Annotated in this window: 15 protein-coding genes and 3 pseudogenes; 14 read left to right on the top strand and 4 right to left on the bottom strand. The window is 72.9% G+C overall.

Going from position 1 to position 19,647, the window contains the following annotated elements; translation table 11 throughout:
* Positions 1 to 290 precede the first annotated feature (290 nt).
* The 8 genes and pseudogenes from ACY5KJ_RS01290 to ACY5KJ_RS01255 all read left to right on the top strand — a co-directional run bounded on the left by ACY5KJ_RS01290 (position 291) and on the right by ACY5KJ_RS01255 (position 10,370).
* Positions 291 to 878, top strand: coding sequence for a hypothetical protein (locus ACY5KJ_RS01290; protein WP_462202564.1), 588 nt, complete (start codon positions 291 to 293; stop codon positions 876 to 878).
* A gap of 285 nt (positions 879 to 1,163) precedes the next feature.
* A complete protein-coding gene (locus ACY5KJ_RS01285) occupies positions 1,164 to 2,603 on the top strand; it encodes a tetratricopeptide repeat protein (protein WP_462202562.1) in 1,440 nt (479 codons plus the stop codon).
* Positions 2,600 to 3,343 (top strand): spheroidene monooxygenase, encoded by a 744-nt coding sequence (locus tag ACY5KJ_RS01280; RefSeq protein ID WP_462185990.1) that lies wholly within the window; start codon positions 2,600 to 2,602, stop codon positions 3,341 to 3,343. The genes ACY5KJ_RS01285 and ACY5KJ_RS01280 overlap by 4 nt, the downstream gene beginning before the upstream one ends.
* A gap of 184 nt (positions 3,344 to 3,527) precedes the next feature.
* Positions 3,528 to 6,116 (top strand): FAD-binding oxidoreductase, encoded by a 2,589-nt coding sequence (locus tag ACY5KJ_RS01275; protein WP_462185989.1) that lies wholly within the window; start codon positions 3,528 to 3,530, stop codon positions 6,114 to 6,116.
* A 175-nt stretch (positions 6,117 to 6,291) separates the two neighbouring features.
* A complete protein-coding gene (locus ACY5KJ_RS01270) occupies positions 6,292 to 6,915 on the top strand; it encodes a GNAT family N-acetyltransferase (RefSeq protein WP_462185988.1) in 624 nt (207 codons plus the stop codon).
* Positions 6,912 to 7,613: pseudogene (cruF, locus tag ACY5KJ_RS01265) on the top strand (bisanhydrobacterioruberin hydratase CruF); the annotation flags it as partial. The gene ACY5KJ_RS01270 and the pseudogene cruF, both read left to right, overlap by 4 nt.
* 151 nt (positions 7,614 to 7,764) lie before the next feature.
* Positions 7,765 to 8,840: pseudogene (locus ACY5KJ_RS01260) on the top strand (glycosyltransferase family 2 protein).
* A 138-nt stretch (positions 8,841 to 8,978) separates the two neighbouring features.
* Positions 8,979 to 10,370, top strand: a pseudogene (locus ACY5KJ_RS01255) (phytoene desaturase family protein).
* Here the strand turns inward: ACY5KJ_RS01255 and ACY5KJ_RS01250 are convergent.
* Together ACY5KJ_RS01250 and ACY5KJ_RS01245 are read right to left on the bottom strand one after the other, a co-directional pair.
* Complete coding sequence (locus ACY5KJ_RS01250) at positions 10,293 to 10,796, bottom strand: CDP-alcohol phosphatidyltransferase family protein (protein WP_462202560.1); 504 nt, start codon at positions 10,794 to 10,796, stop codon at positions 10,293 to 10,295. The pseudogene ACY5KJ_RS01255 and the gene ACY5KJ_RS01250 overlap by 78 nt on opposite strands.
* Positions 10,793 to 11,041 carry a hypothetical protein gene (locus tag ACY5KJ_RS01245; protein WP_462185986.1) on the bottom strand — a complete coding sequence of 83 codons (249 nt, stop codon included), beginning with the start codon at positions 11,039 to 11,041 and terminating at the stop codon, positions 10,793 to 10,795. Before ACY5KJ_RS01245 ends, ACY5KJ_RS01250 begins: the two co-directional genes overlap by 4 nt.
* A gap of 301 nt (positions 11,042 to 11,342) precedes the next feature.
* Here ACY5KJ_RS01245 and ACY5KJ_RS01240 point away from each other — a divergent pair, with 301 nt between their 5' ends.
* Positions 11,343 to 11,591 carry a hypothetical protein gene (locus tag ACY5KJ_RS01240; RefSeq protein ID WP_462185985.1) on the top strand — a complete coding sequence of 83 codons (249 nt, stop codon included), beginning with the start codon at positions 11,343 to 11,345 and terminating at the stop codon, positions 11,589 to 11,591.
* A gap of 120 nt (positions 11,592 to 11,711) precedes the next feature.
* Here ACY5KJ_RS01240 and metF read toward each other — a convergent pair whose 3' ends face one another.
* Positions 11,712 to 12,608, bottom strand: coding sequence for a methylenetetrahydrofolate reductase [NAD(P)H] (gene metF / locus ACY5KJ_RS01235; protein ID WP_462202558.1), 897 nt, complete (start codon positions 12,606 to 12,608; stop codon positions 11,712 to 11,714).
* Positions 12,609 to 12,744: 136 nt separating this feature from the next.
* On the bottom strand, positions 12,745 to 13,557 hold the full coding sequence (locus ACY5KJ_RS01230) for a DUF4097 family beta strand repeat-containing protein (protein ID WP_462185983.1): 813 nt from the start codon (positions 13,555 to 13,557) through the stop codon (positions 12,745 to 12,747).
* Between the two features lie 48 nt (positions 13,558 to 13,605).
* On the opposite strand from ACY5KJ_RS01230, the gene ACY5KJ_RS01225 reads away from it, so the two are divergent.
* The 5 genes from ACY5KJ_RS01225 (at position 13,606) to ACY5KJ_RS01205 (ending at position 19,556) form a co-directional block, all read left to right on the top strand.
* Positions 13,606 to 14,724: a polyprenyl synthetase family protein gene (locus ACY5KJ_RS01225; RefSeq protein ID WP_462185982.1), complete on the top strand. Its 1,119-nt coding sequence runs from the start codon at positions 13,606 to 13,608 to the stop codon at positions 14,722 to 14,724.
* 67 nt (positions 14,725 to 14,791) lie between these two features.
* Positions 14,792 to 16,303: a phytoene desaturase family protein gene (crtI, locus tag ACY5KJ_RS01220; protein WP_462185981.1), complete on the top strand. Its 1,512-nt coding sequence runs from the start codon at positions 14,792 to 14,794 to the stop codon at positions 16,301 to 16,303.
* Positions 16,304 to 16,456: 153 nt separating this feature from the next.
* Complete coding sequence (locus ACY5KJ_RS01215; RefSeq protein WP_462185980.1) at positions 16,457 to 17,566, top strand: AAA family ATPase; 1,110 nt, start codon at positions 16,457 to 16,459, stop codon at positions 17,564 to 17,566.
* Positions 17,563 to 18,597 carry a DUF58 domain-containing protein gene (locus tag ACY5KJ_RS01210; RefSeq protein WP_462185979.1) on the top strand — a complete coding sequence of 345 codons (1,035 nt, stop codon included), beginning with the start codon at positions 17,563 to 17,565 and terminating at the stop codon, positions 18,595 to 18,597. Before ACY5KJ_RS01215 ends, ACY5KJ_RS01210 begins: the two co-directional genes overlap by 4 nt.
* Complete coding sequence (locus ACY5KJ_RS01205; protein ID WP_462185978.1) at positions 18,597 to 19,556, top strand: VWA domain-containing protein; 960 nt, start codon at positions 18,597 to 18,599, stop codon at positions 19,554 to 19,556. Before ACY5KJ_RS01210 ends, ACY5KJ_RS01205 begins: the two co-directional genes overlap by 1 nt.
* Positions 19,557 to 19,647: the final 91 nt, after the last annotated feature.

The raw sequence follows: 19,647 nt of genomic DNA, 5'->3' as shown, positions 1-19,647 counted from the left end.
AACGGCAGATGTTCGGCCGCGCCAGCTTCAGCCTGCTCCGCAAACGGGCCCTCCTCACCCGATGATCACCGGCGGGCCAGAAGAATCACAAGATCAGCGACAGATCCCGCAAGCTGGCCGCCCATCCGCACTGGAAACTGGCCCGCCTGGCCGGGCGGCTCGCCAACGAACGCGACCGGCTGTCCTGGCTGGAGGCCGGCGACCTGGAGATCCGGGCCAGCTTCTCGCTGAGCTACGAGGGCCGGCCGCCGGACGAGCAGCGCGCCTTCCGGCTGCTGTCGCTGCCTGCGATGAGCGATTTCGCGCCGTGGGCCGCGGCGGCGGTCCTCGACCTCGACCTCGACGAAGCCGAGGACGTCGTCGACCGGCTCGCCGACGCCCAGCTACTCGAACGACGTGGCGCCGACCGGACAGGAACCGAACGCTACCGCTTTCACGACCTGCTCCGGGTGTTCGCCCGGGAGCGCGAGACCGGGGTCGGCACCCCACTCGGCCACCCCGCGACCCCGGGCCGGATCCCCGAGGCCTGCGGGGACAACCGTCACACCGGCAACCGTCACACCGGCAACCGTCACACCGGCAACGGGCATCACGACGCTGCCGGGGCCCCCTCCACCGGGGCCCCCTCCACCGTGTCCGGAGAACACCGGGCGGCCCTGGGCCGGCTGCTGTACGCCTATCTGGCGATGCTGCGGGAGGCGGTCGACACCTTCAGCCCCGGCGAGGTGCGCACCCTTACCCCCGTCGCCGAGGACGTGGCGGCGCTCACGACGGGGGCCGTGTTTCGGTTTGAACAGGCAGGCGTCGCCGACCTGGTCGGTCAGCCGCTGGTCTGGTTCGGCGGGGAACGAGGAAACCTCATGAGCCTGATCGACTAGGCCCACGCGGCCGGTCTCGACGAGCCGACCTGGCTGCTCGCCACCGAGGCCGCCGAGTTCTACGCCTTCGCGGCGCACTGGGGCGACTGGGAGCAGAGCCACGTCCTGGGGCTGGCCGCGGCCCGCCGGGCCGGGCACCGCCTCGCCGAGGCGACGCTGCTGACCAACCTCGCCGAGCGCGACGTCACGCTGGCCTTCGAGGACGCCTTCTGGCGACTGGACGCGGACGGCACGGACCCCGACGGTCAACCGGCGGTCGAGGTCTACCGGGCTACGGTCGACCACTTGGCGCTGGCCACGGAGCGCCTCACCCGGGCCCGGGAGATCTTCGCCGACTTCGGCGACGAGCTGGGTGAGGCCCGGACGCTGCGCGGGCTGGCCGACGCCTGCCGCGGTCGGGGGGAGTTCTCCACGGCACTGGTCCACTTCGAGGCCGGCCTGGAGATGATGCGCCGGGCCGGCGCCCGCAAGGCCGAGGCGGAGACCCTGGTGAACGTCGCCATGGTCCACGGCGACCGCAACGAGCTCACCGACGGCATCAACTGCCTGACGATGAGCCTGTCGATCGCCCGCGAACTCGGCAACCGTCCGCTGGAGGCGCTGGCCCTGCGCCGGCTGGGCGATCTCCACCGTTTCCAGCACCGGTTGGACCGGGCCCTGGCAAGCTACAACGAGAGCCTGCCGCTGCTCGCCGAGCTACCCGACACCCGCTGGGAGCCACGTGTGCTCATCCGCCGGGGTGACATCCTCGCCCAGATGGACGACCATCCAGCGGCGCGGCGATCCTGGCAGCAGGGCATCACGCTCCTGCGTCAGCGGGGCTCCCCCGAACTGCCGGCCGCCGAGGAACGGCTGAGCGCACCGGTCACGGCCGAGCCCACCCAGTTCACCAGCGGGCGGCTGCTCAGCACGTTCGACCCGGCGTACTTCATCGCCCGGATCGCCTCGTCCCGGCGCAGCGTCCGGTTACTCAACACCTGGACGGATCTGGCTACCCCCGAACACCGGACCGCCTTCGCCGACGCGGTGCTCGCGGCGGTCGACGCCGGAGCGATCATCCAGGTACTCCTACTCGACCCGGACTCCCCGGCCGTGGCCGGACGAGCCGCCGACCTCCTGCGCAGCGTCGACGTACCGGGCATGATCCACTCGAACCTGCTGGTCCTCGAGGCACTGCGAGATCGGCTCGCTCCCGTCCTGCGCCCCCGGCTCGCGGTCCGCCTCTACACCGAACAGCCCCTGACGACATATCACCGCTGGGGCACCGGGGCGCTGGTCTCGACGTTCCCCGTCGGGTACTCCTCGGCCGCCGCGACCCAGCACGAGGCGGCCATCTCCTCCACCCTGGTCCAGTTCGTCGAACAGCACTTCGAACGGCTCTGGAGTCTGGAAGGGAGCACCGCCTTGGACGACTACCTGCGGGTGCCGCTGCGCGTCTTCCCGTCGGACGCGGCCCATCTCGAGGTACAGGCCGAGTTCGTGCGCCTCGACGGGGCGGTGTACGTCTCCTCCCCCGACCTCGTCGCGCTGCTGGGCCGCGGCGGTCCGGACGGCCTGCTCGCCGAGGTGGCGGGCGACGGTCGGCATGTACTGGCTGGAACCGGGCGGTGCCGGGTGGTACCCCTGCGCGACAACGACGGCGCCGGGGCCGTGGCCACGGCCTTCGCCGACAAGTACGGGGCCGTCCGTGACAGCCTGCTGCGCCTGTCGTCGGTGCGGCGATGAGCACGCTCGTCACCGTCGACTTCTGGCGGGTGCCCCGACGACGGATCGGTTACGCCCTGGCGCGGATGGCCACCGACCGTACCGCCCTGCGGCACACACCGGGACTGACCTTCGCAAAACTGCTGGGCACCGGTTCGGCGAGCAGTTTCACCCTGCGGGACGCCGATCCGTGCCAGTGGGCGATGGTCGCCGTCTGGTCCTCCCCGTCGGCGGCCCGTTCCTTCGAACGATCCGCGTCGGTGCGGGCATGGTCATCACTGGCCGAGGAACGCTGGCGGATCGACCTTCACCCGCTGTCGTCACGTGGGCGGTGGTCACGGCAGGAGCCCTTCGGCAACCCGGCAGCGTCGAACGTTCCGTCTCCCGCGAGCGCCCCCGCGGCGGTCGCGGTGATCACCCGGGCCCGCGTCACCCTGCGGCACACGCTCACCTTCCGCCGAGCGGTGCCGGCAGCGGCGGTCGACCTCGCCGAGGCCGAGGGTCTGATCTTCGCGGCTGGCATCGGGGAGGCGCCGATCGGCTTACAGGGAACGTTCAGCCTCTGGCAGGACGCGGCGTCGCTGCGCAGGTTCGCCTACAGCCGCCCCGCGCACAGCGAGGTCGTCCGGCGCACACCGCTGGTCGGCTGGTACAGCGAGGAACTGTTCGCGCGGTTCGCGGTGCTCGGCTCGCGGGGGACGCTGGGCGGGCGGGATCCTCTCCTGCAGGTCAGCCCCGAGCCGACGTTGACGCCGCGTTGAAGATCCGTCCACGACCCCCGCCGTATCCGGGCGGGGACACGGCCTGCTTTGACGCCCCGTTGAACGGCACCCGCCACCGTGAAGGGGCCGCCCGCACCTTCCTACGCCCCGCACCTTCCTACGAACCAGGTGAAGCAAGCCGCATGTCGATACCCCGCGAGCAGGCACCCCGCGAGCAGGCGCCTTGGACGCAGCCCCCCGCCGTCGGGTTCTGATCGCGACACCAGTGAGCGAACGGGTCGCGCGGCTCGTCACTCGGCACGACGCCGCCCGGCTACGCCCGGAGCTGGCCACCCAGCCGACGGGCCTAGCCGACGCCTTGGTCGAACTGCGGCCGCACACCCTCGTCGTCGGGGTAAACGCGGTGGATGGACCGGCACTCGAACAGTGGGCCACCGCGGTCCGCACGGACCCGGCGGAGGCCGGCCGGGACCGACGCCTGCTGCTGGTCCGCCGGGGCACCTCCCTCGCCGCCGTCGACCTGGCCGCTGCGGCGCGCCACCGGATCGAGGTGTGCAACACCCCCGAGGTCAACGCCCGGCACGTCGCCCGGTTCATCGTCGACCGGCTGTTCGACCCGCTCGGCGACGCATCCGGCGCGGAGCCGGCTGGGGCCGCCACGCGCACCGACCGGCCGGGCGTGCTCGGCCTCGTCGGCGCCGGAAACATCAACAGTCGGGTCGCCCGGGAGGGCGCCGCACGCGGCTGGCATCTGGCCGTACACGCTCCCTCGCTCGCGGCGAAGCCGGCGACGGCCGCGCTCTGGGCGGCGAAGCACCGACTGCCGGTCGACCGGATCCACGTCGCCCGCACCGTCGAGGACGTCTTCGACGCCGCCGATCTGATCAGCATCGCCGCGCCCCTCGTGCACGGCGGGTCCCGGATGTCCGCCGGCATGATCGACATGCGGCACGTCAAGGCGTTCACCGGCCGCCGACTCGTGTCAGTCAGCGAACCGGACGTCTTCACCGACCGGGCGCTGGTCGACGCCTACGACCGCCGTGACCTGGAGGTCGTGATCGACAACGCCCCCCGGTTCCTCGGCCCGGTCCGCGGGCTGCTCGCGGGGCGGATCGCCGAGGACGGCGGGGAGCTGCGGCGCGGGTTCACTCTCTGCTCCGTAGCGATGCACAGTCCCGCCTGCAGCGACGATCTCGATCAGGCGTTCCTCGCGGTGGTCGGGCGGGCCGACCTGGACGACCTCACCGGGCACGACCTCGCCGGGCACGGCCCGAAGGGCGATCGTCATGACCTGGCCGATCGTCGGGGCGATCCGCGGGGCACCGGCCGCGGGGTCGGCGAGGACCCGGCCCCTGACGGTTCCGCCGTCGACAAGCACGACGTGGTGGTCGTCGGCGGCGGGATCGTCGGACTCACGATCGCGCTCGTGCTGCGGCTGCGGGGCCACCCCGTCCGGGTCCTCGACGCCGCGCCGGCCGACCGGGCGGACCCTGCCGCCCAGGGCACGACGTTCGCGGGGACGAACGGCCGGCACCTATCGGCGACCGAGACGCTGCCGCAGGCGGACGCGAGCCGCGTGGGTGTTCTCGACCGCGATCCGACGCACGGCGGCTGGCGGCTACGGGACCCGGAGTCGCTGTCGGAGCCGGAGAGGGCCTGGGCCAGCGCCTTCGAGCAGTGCGCCGACCATCCCGGGCTGCACGCGGTGGCCCGGGACCTGGTGATCGCCCTGAACCGGCTGGGGTTGCGCGGGTGGGAGCATCTTTTCGCGCTCGCCGACGGCAGGGACGGGCTCGGTACCGGGTGCGGGTTGCGCTGGGACGCCCGCCTCCCGCGGATCTATCTCGGTCCGGGCGACCTCGCCGCGGGCGAGCAGCTGCAGCGGGCCGCGGGGGGGCGGGTCGTTCGGTTGTCCCGGGCGGATCTGGTTCGCGGCTGGCCCACGCTAGGCTGCTCGGTCCCGCTGCCCGGCGGCGCCCGGGAGGTGGCCGGGGCGGTCGAGGTGGACGGCTACGCGGTCAACATCCACGATCTGGCCACGGTGCTCATCGACCGGCTGCGGGCCGCGGGCGTCGAGGTGCGCGCCGGCACCCGGGTGGAACGCATCGAGACCGGCATCGACCGGAGCCTCGACGGCAACGGGAACAAGGCCGGGCACGAGACCGGGAGCGGAGCCGGGAACGGAGCCGGGAACGGGGTCCGGTTGCATCTCGCGGACGGCTCGACCCTGCGTACCGGCTGGGCCGTGGTGACCGTGGCCGGCCGCGATCTGCAGCGGCTGCTGGGCGCCGCCTGGCCCGGCGCCGGTGCCGTCGCGCATCTGCTCGGCCTCTCACTGACCCTGCCGAACCCGGGTCTGCGACGGCCGGTGAAGGTCCACGCCGGAGATCCCCTCGGTGTGATCAATGTGACGCTGTCCGCCGATGGTGCCAGGATCCATGTCAGCGGCGGATTCGGGTATCTGGGCACCGCCGTGCGGGCGGTCGCGGACAGCGGCGTCGCCCGCCTACGCGCGGTTTTCGAGCAGGCGGTCGCCGGCCTGTTCCCGACGCTGCGCCGGCCTGACGGCACCGTGGAGATGCTCGACGTCCGCGTCTGCGAGCGCCCGGCGACCCCGGACGGCATCCCCCTTGTCGAGGCCGTGGCAGACCACGGCGGCCGGGTGATCGTGACGGCAGGGACGAACGCGGGTGGCACCGTGCAGGCCCCGGCGGTGGCCATGCTGGTGGCCGACCTCCTCGCCGGCACGCCGCGCTGCGCCGCGCTCGCCATGGCCGGTGATCGGGCGGGTCTCCCACCCATCCGGAGGTAGCACCCTCCACATCAGTGGAATGACGTTACGTAGCAGTAATTCCCATCGCCGAGCAGTGCCGGCGAGCGGCGGGTTATCGTCGAGCGACGTGATGGTGCGCCCCAGCCTCCTGGCTCGCCGGACCCGACTCGTGGGGCCAGGTCGGCGATCCGGGCGCGGACAGGAGGCGACGCCGGTGACCGACGTGGGCGTGAGGGTGGTCCGCTGGTCCCCGAGCCGGACGCGCACCCGGCTCGACGATGTCATCGCGGTCTACAAGGCCGCCTTCCTCGATCATCATGAGCCTGACCCGCCGCGGGCCGCCCGGGACCGGGCCGCCCATGCGCGCCGGCACTTCGAGTGGCGGGACCTTCGCGCCGTGGCGGCCGTCACACCCGACGACGAACTCGTCGGGATCACCTACGCACTGCCCGGCCGGGTCGGCCAGTGGTGGCACGACGTCGTCGCCGACGCGCTCCCGCCGGACTCGGCCGCGTACTGGCTCGACGACTGCCTCGAGATCGTGGAGCTGCACGTCCTGCCCGCCTACCAGGGCCGAGCGATCGGGCGCACCATACTGCGGGAGCTGCTGCGCGGGGCCCCGCAACGCACGGCCGCGCTGTCCGCCCTCGAACCCCCGGGTAGTCCGGCACGCCGGTTGTACGACCATGAGGGATTCGTCCCGTTGTTGTCCGACTTCCAGTTCCCCGGGACCCTCACCCCCTACGCCGTGCTCGGCAAGGAGCTCCACGGACGCTCCCCCGCCTGTCCCGACGGCGCCTCCGCCGAAGGAGCCGACCGGCACGCACCGGTACGATGACCGCCGGCGCGCTCTTCACCGGATCGGCGCGGCCGGCGCGGCTCACCGCGATACCGTGGATCTTCGCGGCGGCCACCGTGGCGGTGCAGCTCCCCTGTCCGTTGGTCACCGGATCCGCTGGGGCGGCGCTCGCCATCGCCTCGATCGTGCTGTTCTTCGCCTCCTCGGTGAGCCACGCCCTGCTCACCCGTGGCCGAGCGTGGACCGCCGGGTTCCTCGCCGTGACCGTCGGCGGCGGGCTGCTCGTAGAGACCGTGGGCGTGCACACCGGCTGGCCCTTCGGCCGCTACGCCTACGGCTCCGCCCTGGGCACCCGCCTGTACGGCGTCCCGGTCGTGGTGCCGATGGTCTGGGCGATGATGACCTACCCGGCATATGTCCTGGCCCGTCGCCACCACCGCGGCCGGGCGCGCACCGTCGTGCTGGCCGCGCTCGTCCTCGCGGCCTGGGATCTCTTCATCGACCCGCAGATGGTCACCGCGGGGTACTGGCGGTGGCTCGGCGGCGGCCCGGCGCTCAACAGAATCCCGCTCACCAACACCGCCGGATGGGTGGCCGTCGCGATCGCCATGACCGCGGCGTTGACGGCGCTTCCGGACCGGGCCGGGAGCACGGCACGCGACGATCGCGCTCCGCTCGCCCTTCTCCTGTGGGCCTACGTCTCCTCGACGCTGGCGAACCTCACCTTCTTCGACCGTCCCGGTGTAGCCGTGGCCGGCGGGATCGCGATGGGGGCGGCGCTCGTCGCGGCGGCGCGGGACGAGGCACCGGACGGGACGGACGGTACCGGGATCCCCGGCCCGGTGGCTCGCCGGCCGATGCTGGTCGGGTGCGGTACGGTCCGCCGCGGTGGCGTCCAGCGCCATCGCCGTGCACACGGCGGTGAACGCGCGGCTGCTACGCGTCCCACCGCCGGCCCGGCCGGTACGCGAACGGGTGACGGTCGTGCTACCCGTCCGCGACGAGGCCGGGAGCCTGCCGCGTTGCCTGTCGGCCCTGCTCGGCTCGCAGTGGGTGCCCGACCTCGAGATCCTCGTCTACGACGACGGTTCCACCGACGGCACCGGGGAGATCCTCGCTCGGTGGGCGGCGAGGGACGACCGGATCGTCGCGCTGCGCGGTGCGGCGCCCCCGCCGGCTGGCTCGGCAAACCGCACGCCTGCGCCCGGGCCGCGGCGGCGGCCACGGGCACGGTCCTCGTCTTCGTCGACGCCGACGTCACGGTGGCCCCCGACCGCGTCGCGCGGACCGTTCTCCTCCTGCGGGACGCCGGCCTCGACCTCGTCTCGCCCTACCCGCGCCAGGAGGCGGCCGGTGTCGCCGAACGGCTGATCCAACCCCTGCTCCAGTGGTCGTGGCTGGCGCTGCTGCCGCTGCGGCTGGCCGAACGCTCCACCCGGCCATCGCTTTCCGCGGCGGGCGGACAGCTGCTGGCCGTGGACGTGGCGGCCTACCGCCGGGCCGGCGGCCACGAGGGCGTCCGGGACCAGGTCATCGAGGATGTCGCCCTGCTGCGGAGGCTCAAGCGTGCCGGCGGGCGGGGAGTGGTCGCGGACGGCACCGACCTCGCGGTCAATCGGATGTACTCCGGATGGTCACAGCTGCGGGACGGCTACGCGAAGTCGCTGGCCGTCGCCGGTGGAAGCACGCTCGGCAGCGCCGGGCAGATCGGCGTGCTGGCCTGGCTGTTCGTCGTGCCGGCGGTGGCGGCACTGGGTGGCTCGGGCCCGGGCGCGGTCGGGTACCTCGCCGGGGTCGCCGGCCGGGTGCTCGCCGCCCGCCGCACGGGCGGCCGGAGCTGGCCTGACGCCGCCGCTCATCCGGCTTCCGTGAGCCTGTTGGGCTACCTGACGGCGGTGTCGTGGTGGCGTCGTCGGCGGGGTACCGCCCGGTGGAAGGGACGACCGGTTACCCGCTGCCCCTGACCGCTGGTCCACCCTTCCTCACCCCGCCAGAGGCTTCCCTTGTCGTCCTTCCGGCGGCTTCCTTCTCCTTCTCGAGGCTTCGATGCCCGTTTCCTTCCTCGTGGATAACCGGGAAGGAGCAGCTCGTACAGTCGTCGCATGGCCCGTGTTGTGGTGATCGGCGCCGGTGTGGGCGGGCTGGCAGCCGCGGCCCGGCTCGCCGCCACCGGGCATGACGTGACGGTCTGCGAGCAGTCGTCGCGGACCGGAGGCAAGCTCGGCTGGTACGAGCGCGACGGGTTCGGCTTCGACACCGGCCCGTCCCTGCTGACCATGCCCGGCGTGTTCGAGGACCTGTTCACCGCGACCGGCGGGCCGTTGCGCGGTGAGGTGGAGCTGCGTCGACTGGACCCGATCGCGTCCTACCGGTTCGCCGACGGCACGACGCTCGCCGCACATGCCGACGACGACGCGTTCGTGGCCGAACTGGACGATCGGATCGCCCCCGGGTCGGGCGAGGACTGGCGGCGGCTCACCGACCGGGCCTGCCGGGTCTTCGACGCCGCCGAAGGACCGTTCCTGTCCAGTCCCGTGTCGGCGACCGGGCTGGTCCGGCTCGCCTGGTCCTCACCCGGTGACATCGCCGCGATCGCGCCCGGCCGGAGCCTGCGCCGGCTGGGCTTGCGCTACCTGCGTGATCCCCGGCTGCGGATGATCCTGGACCGCTATGCCACCTACTCTGGATCCGATCCCCGGCACGCCCCCGCCGCTCTGGTGTCGGTGGTCCACGCGGAACGGCGCTTCGGGGGCTGGTACGTCGCGGGCGGCCTGCACCGCCTCGGGGATGCGCTCACCCGCCGCGCCGAGGAACGCGGCGTCCGGATCCTGCTCGACGCGCCGGTGCTGACGGTGACCCGGACCCCCGGCGGGCGGGTCGACGGGGTCCGCCTCGCCGACGGTACCCGGCTGCCCGCGGACGTCGTCGTCGCGAACGCCGACGCGGCGGCGCTCTACGGCCGGCTGGTGAACGATCGGGCCGGCCGCCGCCGACTACGACGCTGAATTCGATGCCGTCTTCGCGGGCCGGCTGGCGGCCGATCCCACCATACCATCTACCTTGCCGCGCCCGCCGACCCGGCCTGCGCGCCGCCGGGCTGCGAGGCGTGGTTCGTCCTGGTGAACGCGCCCCCGCACCGAGGCGCAGGCGGCCACGACGGCGCAGGCACCCTGGACTGGGACCGTCCCGGGCTCGTCGACGGCTACGCCCGGCGCATCCTCGACGTGCTCGCCGCCCGCGGGTTCGACGTCCGCCCCCGGTTACGCTGGTACGAGACCATCACCCCGGCGGATCTGGAACGGCGCACCGGGACGGTGGGCGGATCCATCTACGGTGGATCCTCGAACGGCGTGCGGGCGGCCTTCCTGCGGCCTCCGAACACATCCCGGGTGCCCGGCCTGTTTCTCGTCGGCGGATCAACCCATCCCGGCGGTGGGCTGCCGCTCGTCGTGCTCTCCGCCGGCATCGTCGCCGGCCTCATCGGCCCGGCCTGACCCGGCTGCCAGGGTCGCGTGGACCGTGGCCGTGAGCTGAAAGAAGCCGACGGCGCACACCGCCAGCGTCGCGGTCGTCGCGATACTCGCGGCGAGGTTCGCGAGGCCGGGCACCAGACCCGCTCCGAACGAGCCGACCGCGACGATGATGATCCGGGCCGGCCGCTCCCCGACGGTCACCACGCCGATCTCGTCGAAGCCGGCGTTGCCAGCCCGGGCCCGGGTGTACTCCAGCAGTCCCAGCATGCTGCCTGCCGCGATCACAAGGCCGCCGGGTGCGCCGAGACACCACAGGGCCAGCAGGTAGGCCAGGTCACCGCAGCGGTCCACGACAGAGTCCAGGACATATCCCCAGGCGCTCGTGCGCCGGGTGAGGATCGCCACCGCTCCGTCGAGGTTGTCGGCCAGGCCACTGAGCACGATCACCAGAGCCCCCAGCAGCGGCCACCGGCCACCAGCCACGGCCGGGGGAATCGCGAGGGCGGTGAGCACGGCCCCCCGGCGGTCACCGCCGACGGGCGCACCCCGCGGGCGGCGAGCGGCCTGACCACCCAGTAGACCACCGTCAACCAGGCACGAACGAGCCATAGCCCGCGCGCCAGGTCGTAGCCGCCGTGCAAGGTCGACCATTGGGCAAGGTAGGTGTCCCGACCGGGTACCGGGGTGCTCACGTCATCCATCGTGCCTGTCGGCCATCGTGCCCGTCGGCCATCCCGTTCCACCCGGTACGGCCAGCGCCGCGTCCGGTACGCCAGGATCCGTCCGGTACGCCGTCTCGCGCTGGGACATGCTGGGACATAGAGTCTCGTCATCCCCTACCGCGAGCCGTACCGGCACCCTGCGTCCGGCCGGCGACCGAAACCGAAGGCGCCGATCGGTCACCGGACCGGCCCGAGGTCGGGAGACGCGGTGTCGGAGGAACAGCGGTGTCACGAGAGAACAGCGGTGCCACCCAGACGTGGCGGGAGTGACGTGTCCGAACAGGTAGGCGGCGTGGTGGAGACCCTTGAGGACCTCGACCCGCGGGCGGTCTTCTCCGCCCATCGCGACCAGGTGATCCTTGCGGTACGGATCACCCCGGTCTTCAACACCCTTGATCTCAGCCTGGTGACGGCGGTGGTGGACGCCGCCAACCAGGCCGGGTTCGCGCTGGTCCGGGAGCATTCGCTCCGCGACGAATGGCTGCTGTGCGTCTTCGACGCCTACGACGAGCACGACTGAGTGCCGGCCCGGCGGCATAAGCGTGGGTGGGCCGGGCGAGCGGCCCACCCACCATGCGCCACCGGGCCACTCCGCGGACCGGCCACTCCGCGGACCGGCCACCCGGCGGACCGCGGCCGGTTACCGGACCGCCTGGTAGATCTCCCGAGTGGCGCTGGAGCGGTTGAGGGTGATGAAATGCAGGCCCGGGGCACCGCCGTCCAGCAGGCGACGGGACAACTCGGTCGCCACCTCGACCCCGATCGCCCGCACGGCCGCCGGGTCGTCGGCGACGGCCTGCAACCGGGAGGCCAGCGCCGGCGGGAAGGCCGCACCGGACAGCTGCGCCATCCGGACGATCTGCGCGACGTTCGTCACCGGCATGATTCCAGGAATGATCGGCTTGTCGCAGCCCAGCCGGCGGACCCGGTCGACGAGACGGAAATAGTCGTCAGCGCCGAAGAAGAACTGGGTGATGGCGTAGTCCGCGCCGGCGTCGAATTTGCCCACCAGGTAGCGCGCGTCGCTGTCGAAGTCGACCGATCGTGGATGCTTGTCGGGGAAGGCGGCTACGCCGACGCAGAAGTCGCCGACCGACCTCACCAGGCGTACGAGTTCGTCCGCGTACTGCAGGCCCGCGGGATGGGCGGTCCAGGTGCCCTGCGGATCCCCTGGCGGGTCGCCGCGCAGGGCCAGGACGTTGCGCACCCCGACGCCGGCGTAGTTGCCGATGACCCGGCGCAGCTCGGCGACGGAGTGGTTGACCGCAGTGAGATGGGCGATCGGCGTGAGGGTGGTCTCGGTGGCGATCCGCTCGGTCACCCGGATCGTGCCGTCGCGCGTCGACCCGCCCGCCCCGTACGTCACCGAGACGAACGAGGGATGCAGCGCCTCGATCTGGCGCAGGGCCGTCCACAACTGCCGCTCGCCGTCCGGCGTCTTCGGCGGGAAGAACTCGAAGGAGAAGGAGGCACGACCGGTGGCGAGGTACTCGCCCATCGTCGTGGGTTGCGTGCTCAGACTCCGGACCGCCGCCATGGCACGAGGGTAGACCGGGCGTGGCCACGATCGAGGACGGACCCCCGGTCGGAAACACAACCGATCAGGCCCCGACAGCGGGCAGCAACATTTTCCCGGCGTGATCCCACGAATCCCCAGCGTGATCCCACGAGGGTCATGATCCGTCGAGTCCACCAACATGGGTGGGCAACCCGGCTGGAACGGGCTCGTTGGGCGGGACCAGCTGGGACAGCCCACATAGACGGCAGACAGACAAAAGACGTCCGATGGACAAGGGACGTCCGATGGACAAGGGTCCCAGCGGCGCGGCGAGACCGACCCGCACCCGCCCGGACACGCTGCGCGCCACCACTTGGCGTGCCGCGTGCGCCGACGGGGTCAGCTCCACGTCGGCCGCCCCGGGATCAGCGGTCTCCACCTCCACCCCGTACTCGCCCTCGGGCAGCATGACGGTGACCATGCCCGTCTCACTCTGCGCCCGCACGCCGTCCGGCGGCTCGCTGAAGTGCAGGCTGACGTCGCCGTCCCGGCTGCGCGCGGCGACCGGACCGCGCGCGAGCTCCCGCCCGGCGATGGTGCCATCGCGGGTGACCAGGGACAGTTCACCGCCGACCCCCCACAGCGTGATTTCGCCGGCGAGCACCTCAGCCCGCACCCGGACCCGTGGCGGCACGGTCAGCCTGGCCCGCACATCGCTGGCCCGGCCGTCGATCCGCAGCGTGGTCCCGGCCCTCGTGATCGCGGGCACGGACCGGCCGGGACGGCGCCGCACGGTCAGCGCGACGTGCACGTCCTCGCGGTCCCGCCCGGAGATCTCGACGCGGCCGGCGGCCACCAGGACCTCCACGGCGTCGATACCGTCGACAGTGTGAGTCAGCTCCGCGGGTGGCAGCCGCAACAGGGTCAATCCGCCCAGTGCGGCGGCAACCAGCAGAACGGCGACCACGACGACGGCGGTGTCGAACACGGGCACACCGCACGGTACCCCGGGCGCCCGCCGATCCCCGGCCACACGATGGTCCCGGACCACACGACGGTGCCAGACCACACGACGGTGGATGTGCGCCGGCGGGTCTCCGCCGTGTTGCGGCGCTTCACCGGTTCGCGCGGAGCGATCCTGTGCGGAATCGACGACGATCTGATCCCGTTCGTCCGCATCGCCACCGAATTCCTGCTGGCGGAGGGCAAGCGGTTGCGTTCCGCCTTCTGCTACTGGGGGTGGCGAGGGGCGGACGGCCCGGACTGCGACAAGATCGTGACCGCCGCCGCCGCCCTCGAGCTGCTGCACGCCTGCGCGCTGGTCCACGACGACGTCATGGACGCCTCCGACACGCGGCGCGGCCGGCCGGCCGCGCACCGGCGCTTCTCCCGGGTCCACCGGACCGCCGGCTGGCGGGGTGATCCCGCCGACTTCGGCCGCTCGGCCGCGATCCTGCTCGGCGATCTGTTCCTGGCCTGGGCCGACGAACTGCTCGCGGCCAGCGGGATGCCACCCGAGGCGCTGGCCCGGGCCTGGCCCACCTACGGGCGGATGCGCAGCGAGCTGATGGCGGGGCAGTACCTCGACCTCGTCGGCCAGGCCGAGGCCGGTCCGCACGGCGGCCTCGGTCCCGGGCGGGCGGTCCGCATCGCCCGGTACAAGACCGCCGGTTACACGGTGGTCCGTCCCCTGCAGCTCGGCGGTCTGCTCGCAGGCGCGCCGCCGGACCTGTTGGCGGCCTACGCGGCGTTCGGCCTGCCGCTCGGCGAGGCGTTCCAACTCCGCGACGACCTCCTGGGCGTGTTCGGCGATCCGGCGGTGACGGGAAAACCCACCGGGGAGGATCTGCGTGACGGGCGGCCCACCGGCCTGCTGGCGCTCGCGCTGACCCGCGCGCAGCCGGCCGCGGCGGCCCGGCTGCGCGCTCTGGTCTCCCCGCCGGTCCGGCGCGCCGAGAACCCCGCGGCTCGCGCCGCCCGGGTCACCGAGGCCCGCGACATCATCGCCGCGAGCGGAGCGGTGGCCGCCGCTGAGGAACGGATCGCCGCCCGGACCGCCACAGCGGTCGAGGCGGCGCGGCGGGCGGATCTGGACGTCACGACCCTCGCCGCCCTGACGGAACTCGCCATGGCGGCGACTTCGCGCTCACATTGAGCAACTGACCACCTCGGTTAACCGCACCATCGACCAGGAAGACCATCGACCAGGAAGCAGGTGGCAGGTGCGCACGGTGACCGGAGCGACGGATCACGTCGTCATCGTCGGAGCCGGTCTCGCCGGTCTGTCGGTCGCGCTGCGCCTGGTCGGCGCCGGCCGGCAGGTGACGGTGCTCGAGCGGGAGGCGACCCCCGGCGGTCGGGCCGGCCTGCTCGCACTGGGCGACTATCGTTTCGACACCGGACCGACCGTCCTGACCATGCCCGAGCTGATTGCCGACGCCCTGGACTGTGTCGGGGAGGATCTCGACCGCTGGCTGTCGCTGACCCGGCTCGACCCGATGTACCGGGGGTTCTTCGCCGACGGTTCGTCGCTGGACATCCGCGCCGACCCCGCCGACACCGCACAGGAGATCCGGGCGTTGTGCGGCCCGGCGGAGGCGGCCGGCTTCGAGCGGTTCGTCGGCGTCGTCACCGCGATGTTCCGCACCCAGCTGCGCCACTTCATCGACGCGCAGGTCGACTCCCCGCTGTCGTTGCTGCGCCCGCAGCTCGCCCGGCTGGCCGCCCTCGGCGGCTTCCGCCGGCTCGACACCGTCGTCGGCCGCCATCTGCGGGACCCGCGGACCCGACAGATGTTCTCCTTCCAGGCGATGTACGCCGGGCTCGCCCCGCACGACGCGCTGGCCCTCTACGCCGTCATCTCCTACATGGACTGCGTCGCCGGGGTCTACCACCCGACCGGCGGCATGCACGCCGTTGCCGAGGCGCTGGCCGGCGCCGCGGCCAAGCACGGTGCCACCCTGCGCTACGAGACCACGGTGACGCGGGTGGAGGTGCGGGGCGGCCGGGCGGTCGCGGTGCACACCGCGGCGGGGGAGCGCATCGGCGCCGACGTGGTGGTGCTCAACCCCGACCTGCCGATCGCCTACACCGAACTGCTGCCTCCCTCGACGGCGCCGGCCCGTCTGCGCCGCCTGCGGTACTCGCCCTCGTGCTTCCTCCTGCTGGCCGGGGGGCGCGTAGAGTACCCGCACACCGCGCATCACACCATCCACTTCGGCCGGGCCTGGCGGTCGACCTTCCGCGAGATCATCGATCGCGGCGAGCTGATGAGCGACCCGTCCTTCCTCGTCACCACCCCCTCACGCACCGAACCCGCGATGGCCTCGGCCGGCGGCCACACGTACTACGTGCTCTTCCCCACACCCAACCTCACCGCCCCGCTCGACTGGTCGGTGCTGCGCTCGCGCTACCGCGACGAGGTGGTCGCCACCTGCGAACGCCACGGCTACCGAGGCTTCGGCGACGCCATCGAGGTGGAGCAGGTCACCACGCCCGCCGACTGGCGGGCCCGCGGGATGGCGGCGGGCGCCCCGTTCGCGGCGGCCCACACCTTTCGCCAGACCGGCCCGTTCCGCCCCTCGAACCTGGCCCCGGGCCTCGCGAACGTCGTGTTCGCCGGCAGCGGCACCCGGCCCGGCGTCGGGGTCCCGATGGTCCTCATCTCCGGCCGGCTGGCCGCGGAGCGGATCCTCGGCGCTGACCGGGGCTACCGTTCCCGCGCCCTGCGCTGACCCGGGACGCACCCCGGCAGCCTGGCACCCCGGTGCCCCGGACATTTCCCAGCGCCGAGAAGTTGCTGAAGAGCGGCTTAGAAGAGGCATCCGGCCAGGCCGTGCCGAGTCCTTTGGCACCCTGTTCCACGATGCGGCTGGGACAATGCTGCCATGGACGAAGGGCACAGCCCGGCCGGCCTCGCCGTACCGGACACCACGTCGGACGCGGCGCTGCTCGAACGCGCCCTGTTCGAGATCAAAAAAGTGATCGTCGGACAGGACCGGATGGTCGAACGCATGCTCGTCGCCCTGCTCGCCCGGGGCCACTGTCTGCTGGAGGGCGTGCCCGGAGTCGCGAAGACGCTGGCCGTGCAGACCCTCGCGACCGTCGTCGGCGGTTCGTTCGTCCGCATCCAGTTCACCAACGACCTCGTGCCCTCCGACATCGTCGGTGCCCGCATCTACCGGGCGAGCCAGGAGACGTTCGACGTCGAGCTCGGCCCGGTCTTCGCGAACTTCGTGCTCGCCGACGAGATCAACCGGGCACCCGCGAAGGTGCAGTCGGCGCTGCTGGAGGTGATGTCGGAGAAGCAGGTCTCGCTCGGCGGGGTCACCCACCGGCTTCCCGAGCCGTTCCTGGTACTGGCCACCCAGAACCCGATCGAATCCGAGGGCGTCTACCCGCTACCGGAGGCGCAGCGGGACCGGTTCCTGATGAAGGTCAACGTCCCCTACCCGAACCCGGCGGAGGAGCTCGAGATCGTCCGGCGGATGGGCACCTCGCCACCGGTCCCCGAGCGGGTCCTGACCCCGGAGGCGCTGACCCGGCTGCAGACCCGGACCGACGAGGTGTTCGTCCATCACGCCATCATCGAGTTCGCCGTCCGGCTGGTGCTCGCCACCCGGTCCCCCGGCGAGGCGGGCCTACCCGAGCTCGAGGGCCACCTGGCCTACGGAGCCTCGCCGCGCGCCTCGCTCGGACTGGTCGCGGCGGCCCGCGCGCTCGGCCTGCTGCGCGGGCGCGACTACGTCGTACCCGACGACGTCGCCGCGGTCGCCCTGGACGTCCTGCCCCACCGCCTGGTGCTCTCGTACGAGGCGCTGGCCGAGGGGCTGACCGCGGACGCGATCGCCGCCCGGATCCTGGGCGTGGTTCCGCAGCCTCAGGTGGCGCCCCGCCAGCAGGGCCCCTCCTACCCCACCGGTCCGCAGGCCGGCGGGTGGGGGACGAACCCGCGTTCGGGCTTCCCGGAATACCTCGACCAAGGTGCGCCCGGATGACGGACCCCGCGGGCCGGCTCCGGGCCGGCTCCATGTCGGCGACCGATCCGGCGGTGGAGCGGACCCTGCGCCGGCTCGAACTGACCGTGCTCCGCCGTCTCGACGGCATGCTCCTCGGCGATCATCTCGGGCTGCTGCCCGGTCAGGGCAGCGAGAAGGCCGAGAGCCGCGAGTACGCCGTCGGTGACGATGTGCGCCGGATGGACTGGGCCGTCACGGCCCGGACCACCGTCCCCCACGTCCACGATCTCATCGCCGACCGGGAGCTCGAGACCTGGGCGCTGGTGGACCTCACCGCCAGCACCGAGTTCGGCACCGGTACCTGGCAGAAGCGTGATCTGGCGATTGCCGCCACGGCCGCGGTCGGCTTCCTGACCGCCCGCACCGGCAACCGGATGGGCGCGATCGCGCTGACCCAGGCCGGTCCACGGGCGATCCCAGCCCGTCCCGGCCGGGACGGGCTGCGGGCGCTGCTGCACACGCTCATCACCGCGCCTCGCGGCGCGCACGACCGGCCCCGCCGCCGGCCCGACCCGGCGGCGGCCACCAACCTCGCCGCGGCGGTGGAGGACCTGCTGCACCCGCCGCGGCGCCGCGGGCTCGCAGTCGTCGTCTCCGACTTCCTGTCCACCGACCTGCGCTGGGAACGGCCGCTGCGGGTGCTCGCGGCGCGGCATCAGGTGCTCGCCATCGAGATCGTCGACCCGCTCGAGCTGACCCTGCCGCCGGTCGGGCTGCTGCCCGTCGTGGACGCCGAGACGGGGGCGTTCGTCGAGGTCCCGACGTCGTCGCGGCGGTTGCGGGAACGTTACGCCGCGGCCGCCGTCGCCCACCGCAGCGCGGTCTCGCTGGCGTTGCGCCGGGTCGGCGCCGACCATCTGGTCCTGCGCACCGACTCGGACTGGCTGGTCGACATCGTCCGGTTCGCCTCGGCGAACCGGCGCGGCCGGGGCGCCGGCCGCCGCCCGCCCGTGGGTCGGGCCAACCAGAGTGGCACGGCGGCGCCCGCCACCAGTCGGGCAGGCACCTGATGAGCTTCCTGGCCGGGCACTGGCTGTGGCTGTACCTGGGGGTCGGCGCATTGCTGATCGCCTATGTCCTGGTCTCGGCGCGGCGGCGGGTGTATGCCGCCCGGCTGTCGTCGGCGTCGCTGCTGTCCTCGGTGCTTCCCCGCCGACCGCAGTGGTGGCGCCGTCACGTCCCGGCGGCGCTGCTGCTGCTCACCCTCGCCGGGTTGGTGTTCTCCCTGTCGCGACCGGCGCGGGCCGAGCGGGTTCCCCGGGAACGCGCGACGATCATCCTGGCGATCGACGTCTCCAACTCGATGGCGGCGACGGACATCGCCCCGACCCGGCTGGCGGCCGCCAAGCAGGGCGCCTCGGCATTCGTCGACCAGCTCCCTCCCCGTATCAACCTCGGGCTGGTCTCGTTCGCCGGCAGCGCGACGGTCCTGGTGCCCGCGTCCGCCGATCGCGAGTCGGTCCGCGCCGGCATCAGCGGCCTGCAGCTCGGTCCCGCGACCGCCGTCGGCGAAGGGATCTTCGCCTCGCTCCAGGCGATCACCACCGCCGGCAAACGGTTCTCCGACGCGGGGCAGAGCGCGCCTCCGGCCGCCATCGTGCTGCTCTCCGACGGGGAGACCACCCGTGGGCGGCCGAACAACCAGGCGATCGAGACGGCACGGCAAGCCCGTATCCCGGTGGACACCATCGCCTACGGCACCGCCGACGGAACGCTCGACGTCGGCGGTCAGGAGGTGCCGGTGCCGGTCAACGAGCAGGCGCTCCGTGACATCGCGGAGCAGACCGGCGGCTCGTACCATCGGGCCACCTCCGGCGACGAACTGCGTTCGGTCTACCGGGGGCTCGGTAGCTCGATCGGGTACCGGACCGAATACCGGGAGGTCACCACCTGGTTCCTCGGGCTGTCCCTGGGGCTGGGATTCGCCGCGGCGGCGACGTCCCTGGCGTTCGCGTCCCGGCTTCCGTGAAGGGATCGACGCCGACGAGGGGGGTCGACCGGACGTCCCGGGGCAGGTCGGCCCCGATCGGACGGGAGCCGTCGATATTCGCCTCGCTGGG

The organism is Frankia sp. CcWB3 (assembly GCF_977927595.1).
The sequence above is the reverse complement of the archived record's forward strand: the minus strand, read 5'-3'. Positions and strand labels throughout refer to the sequence as shown.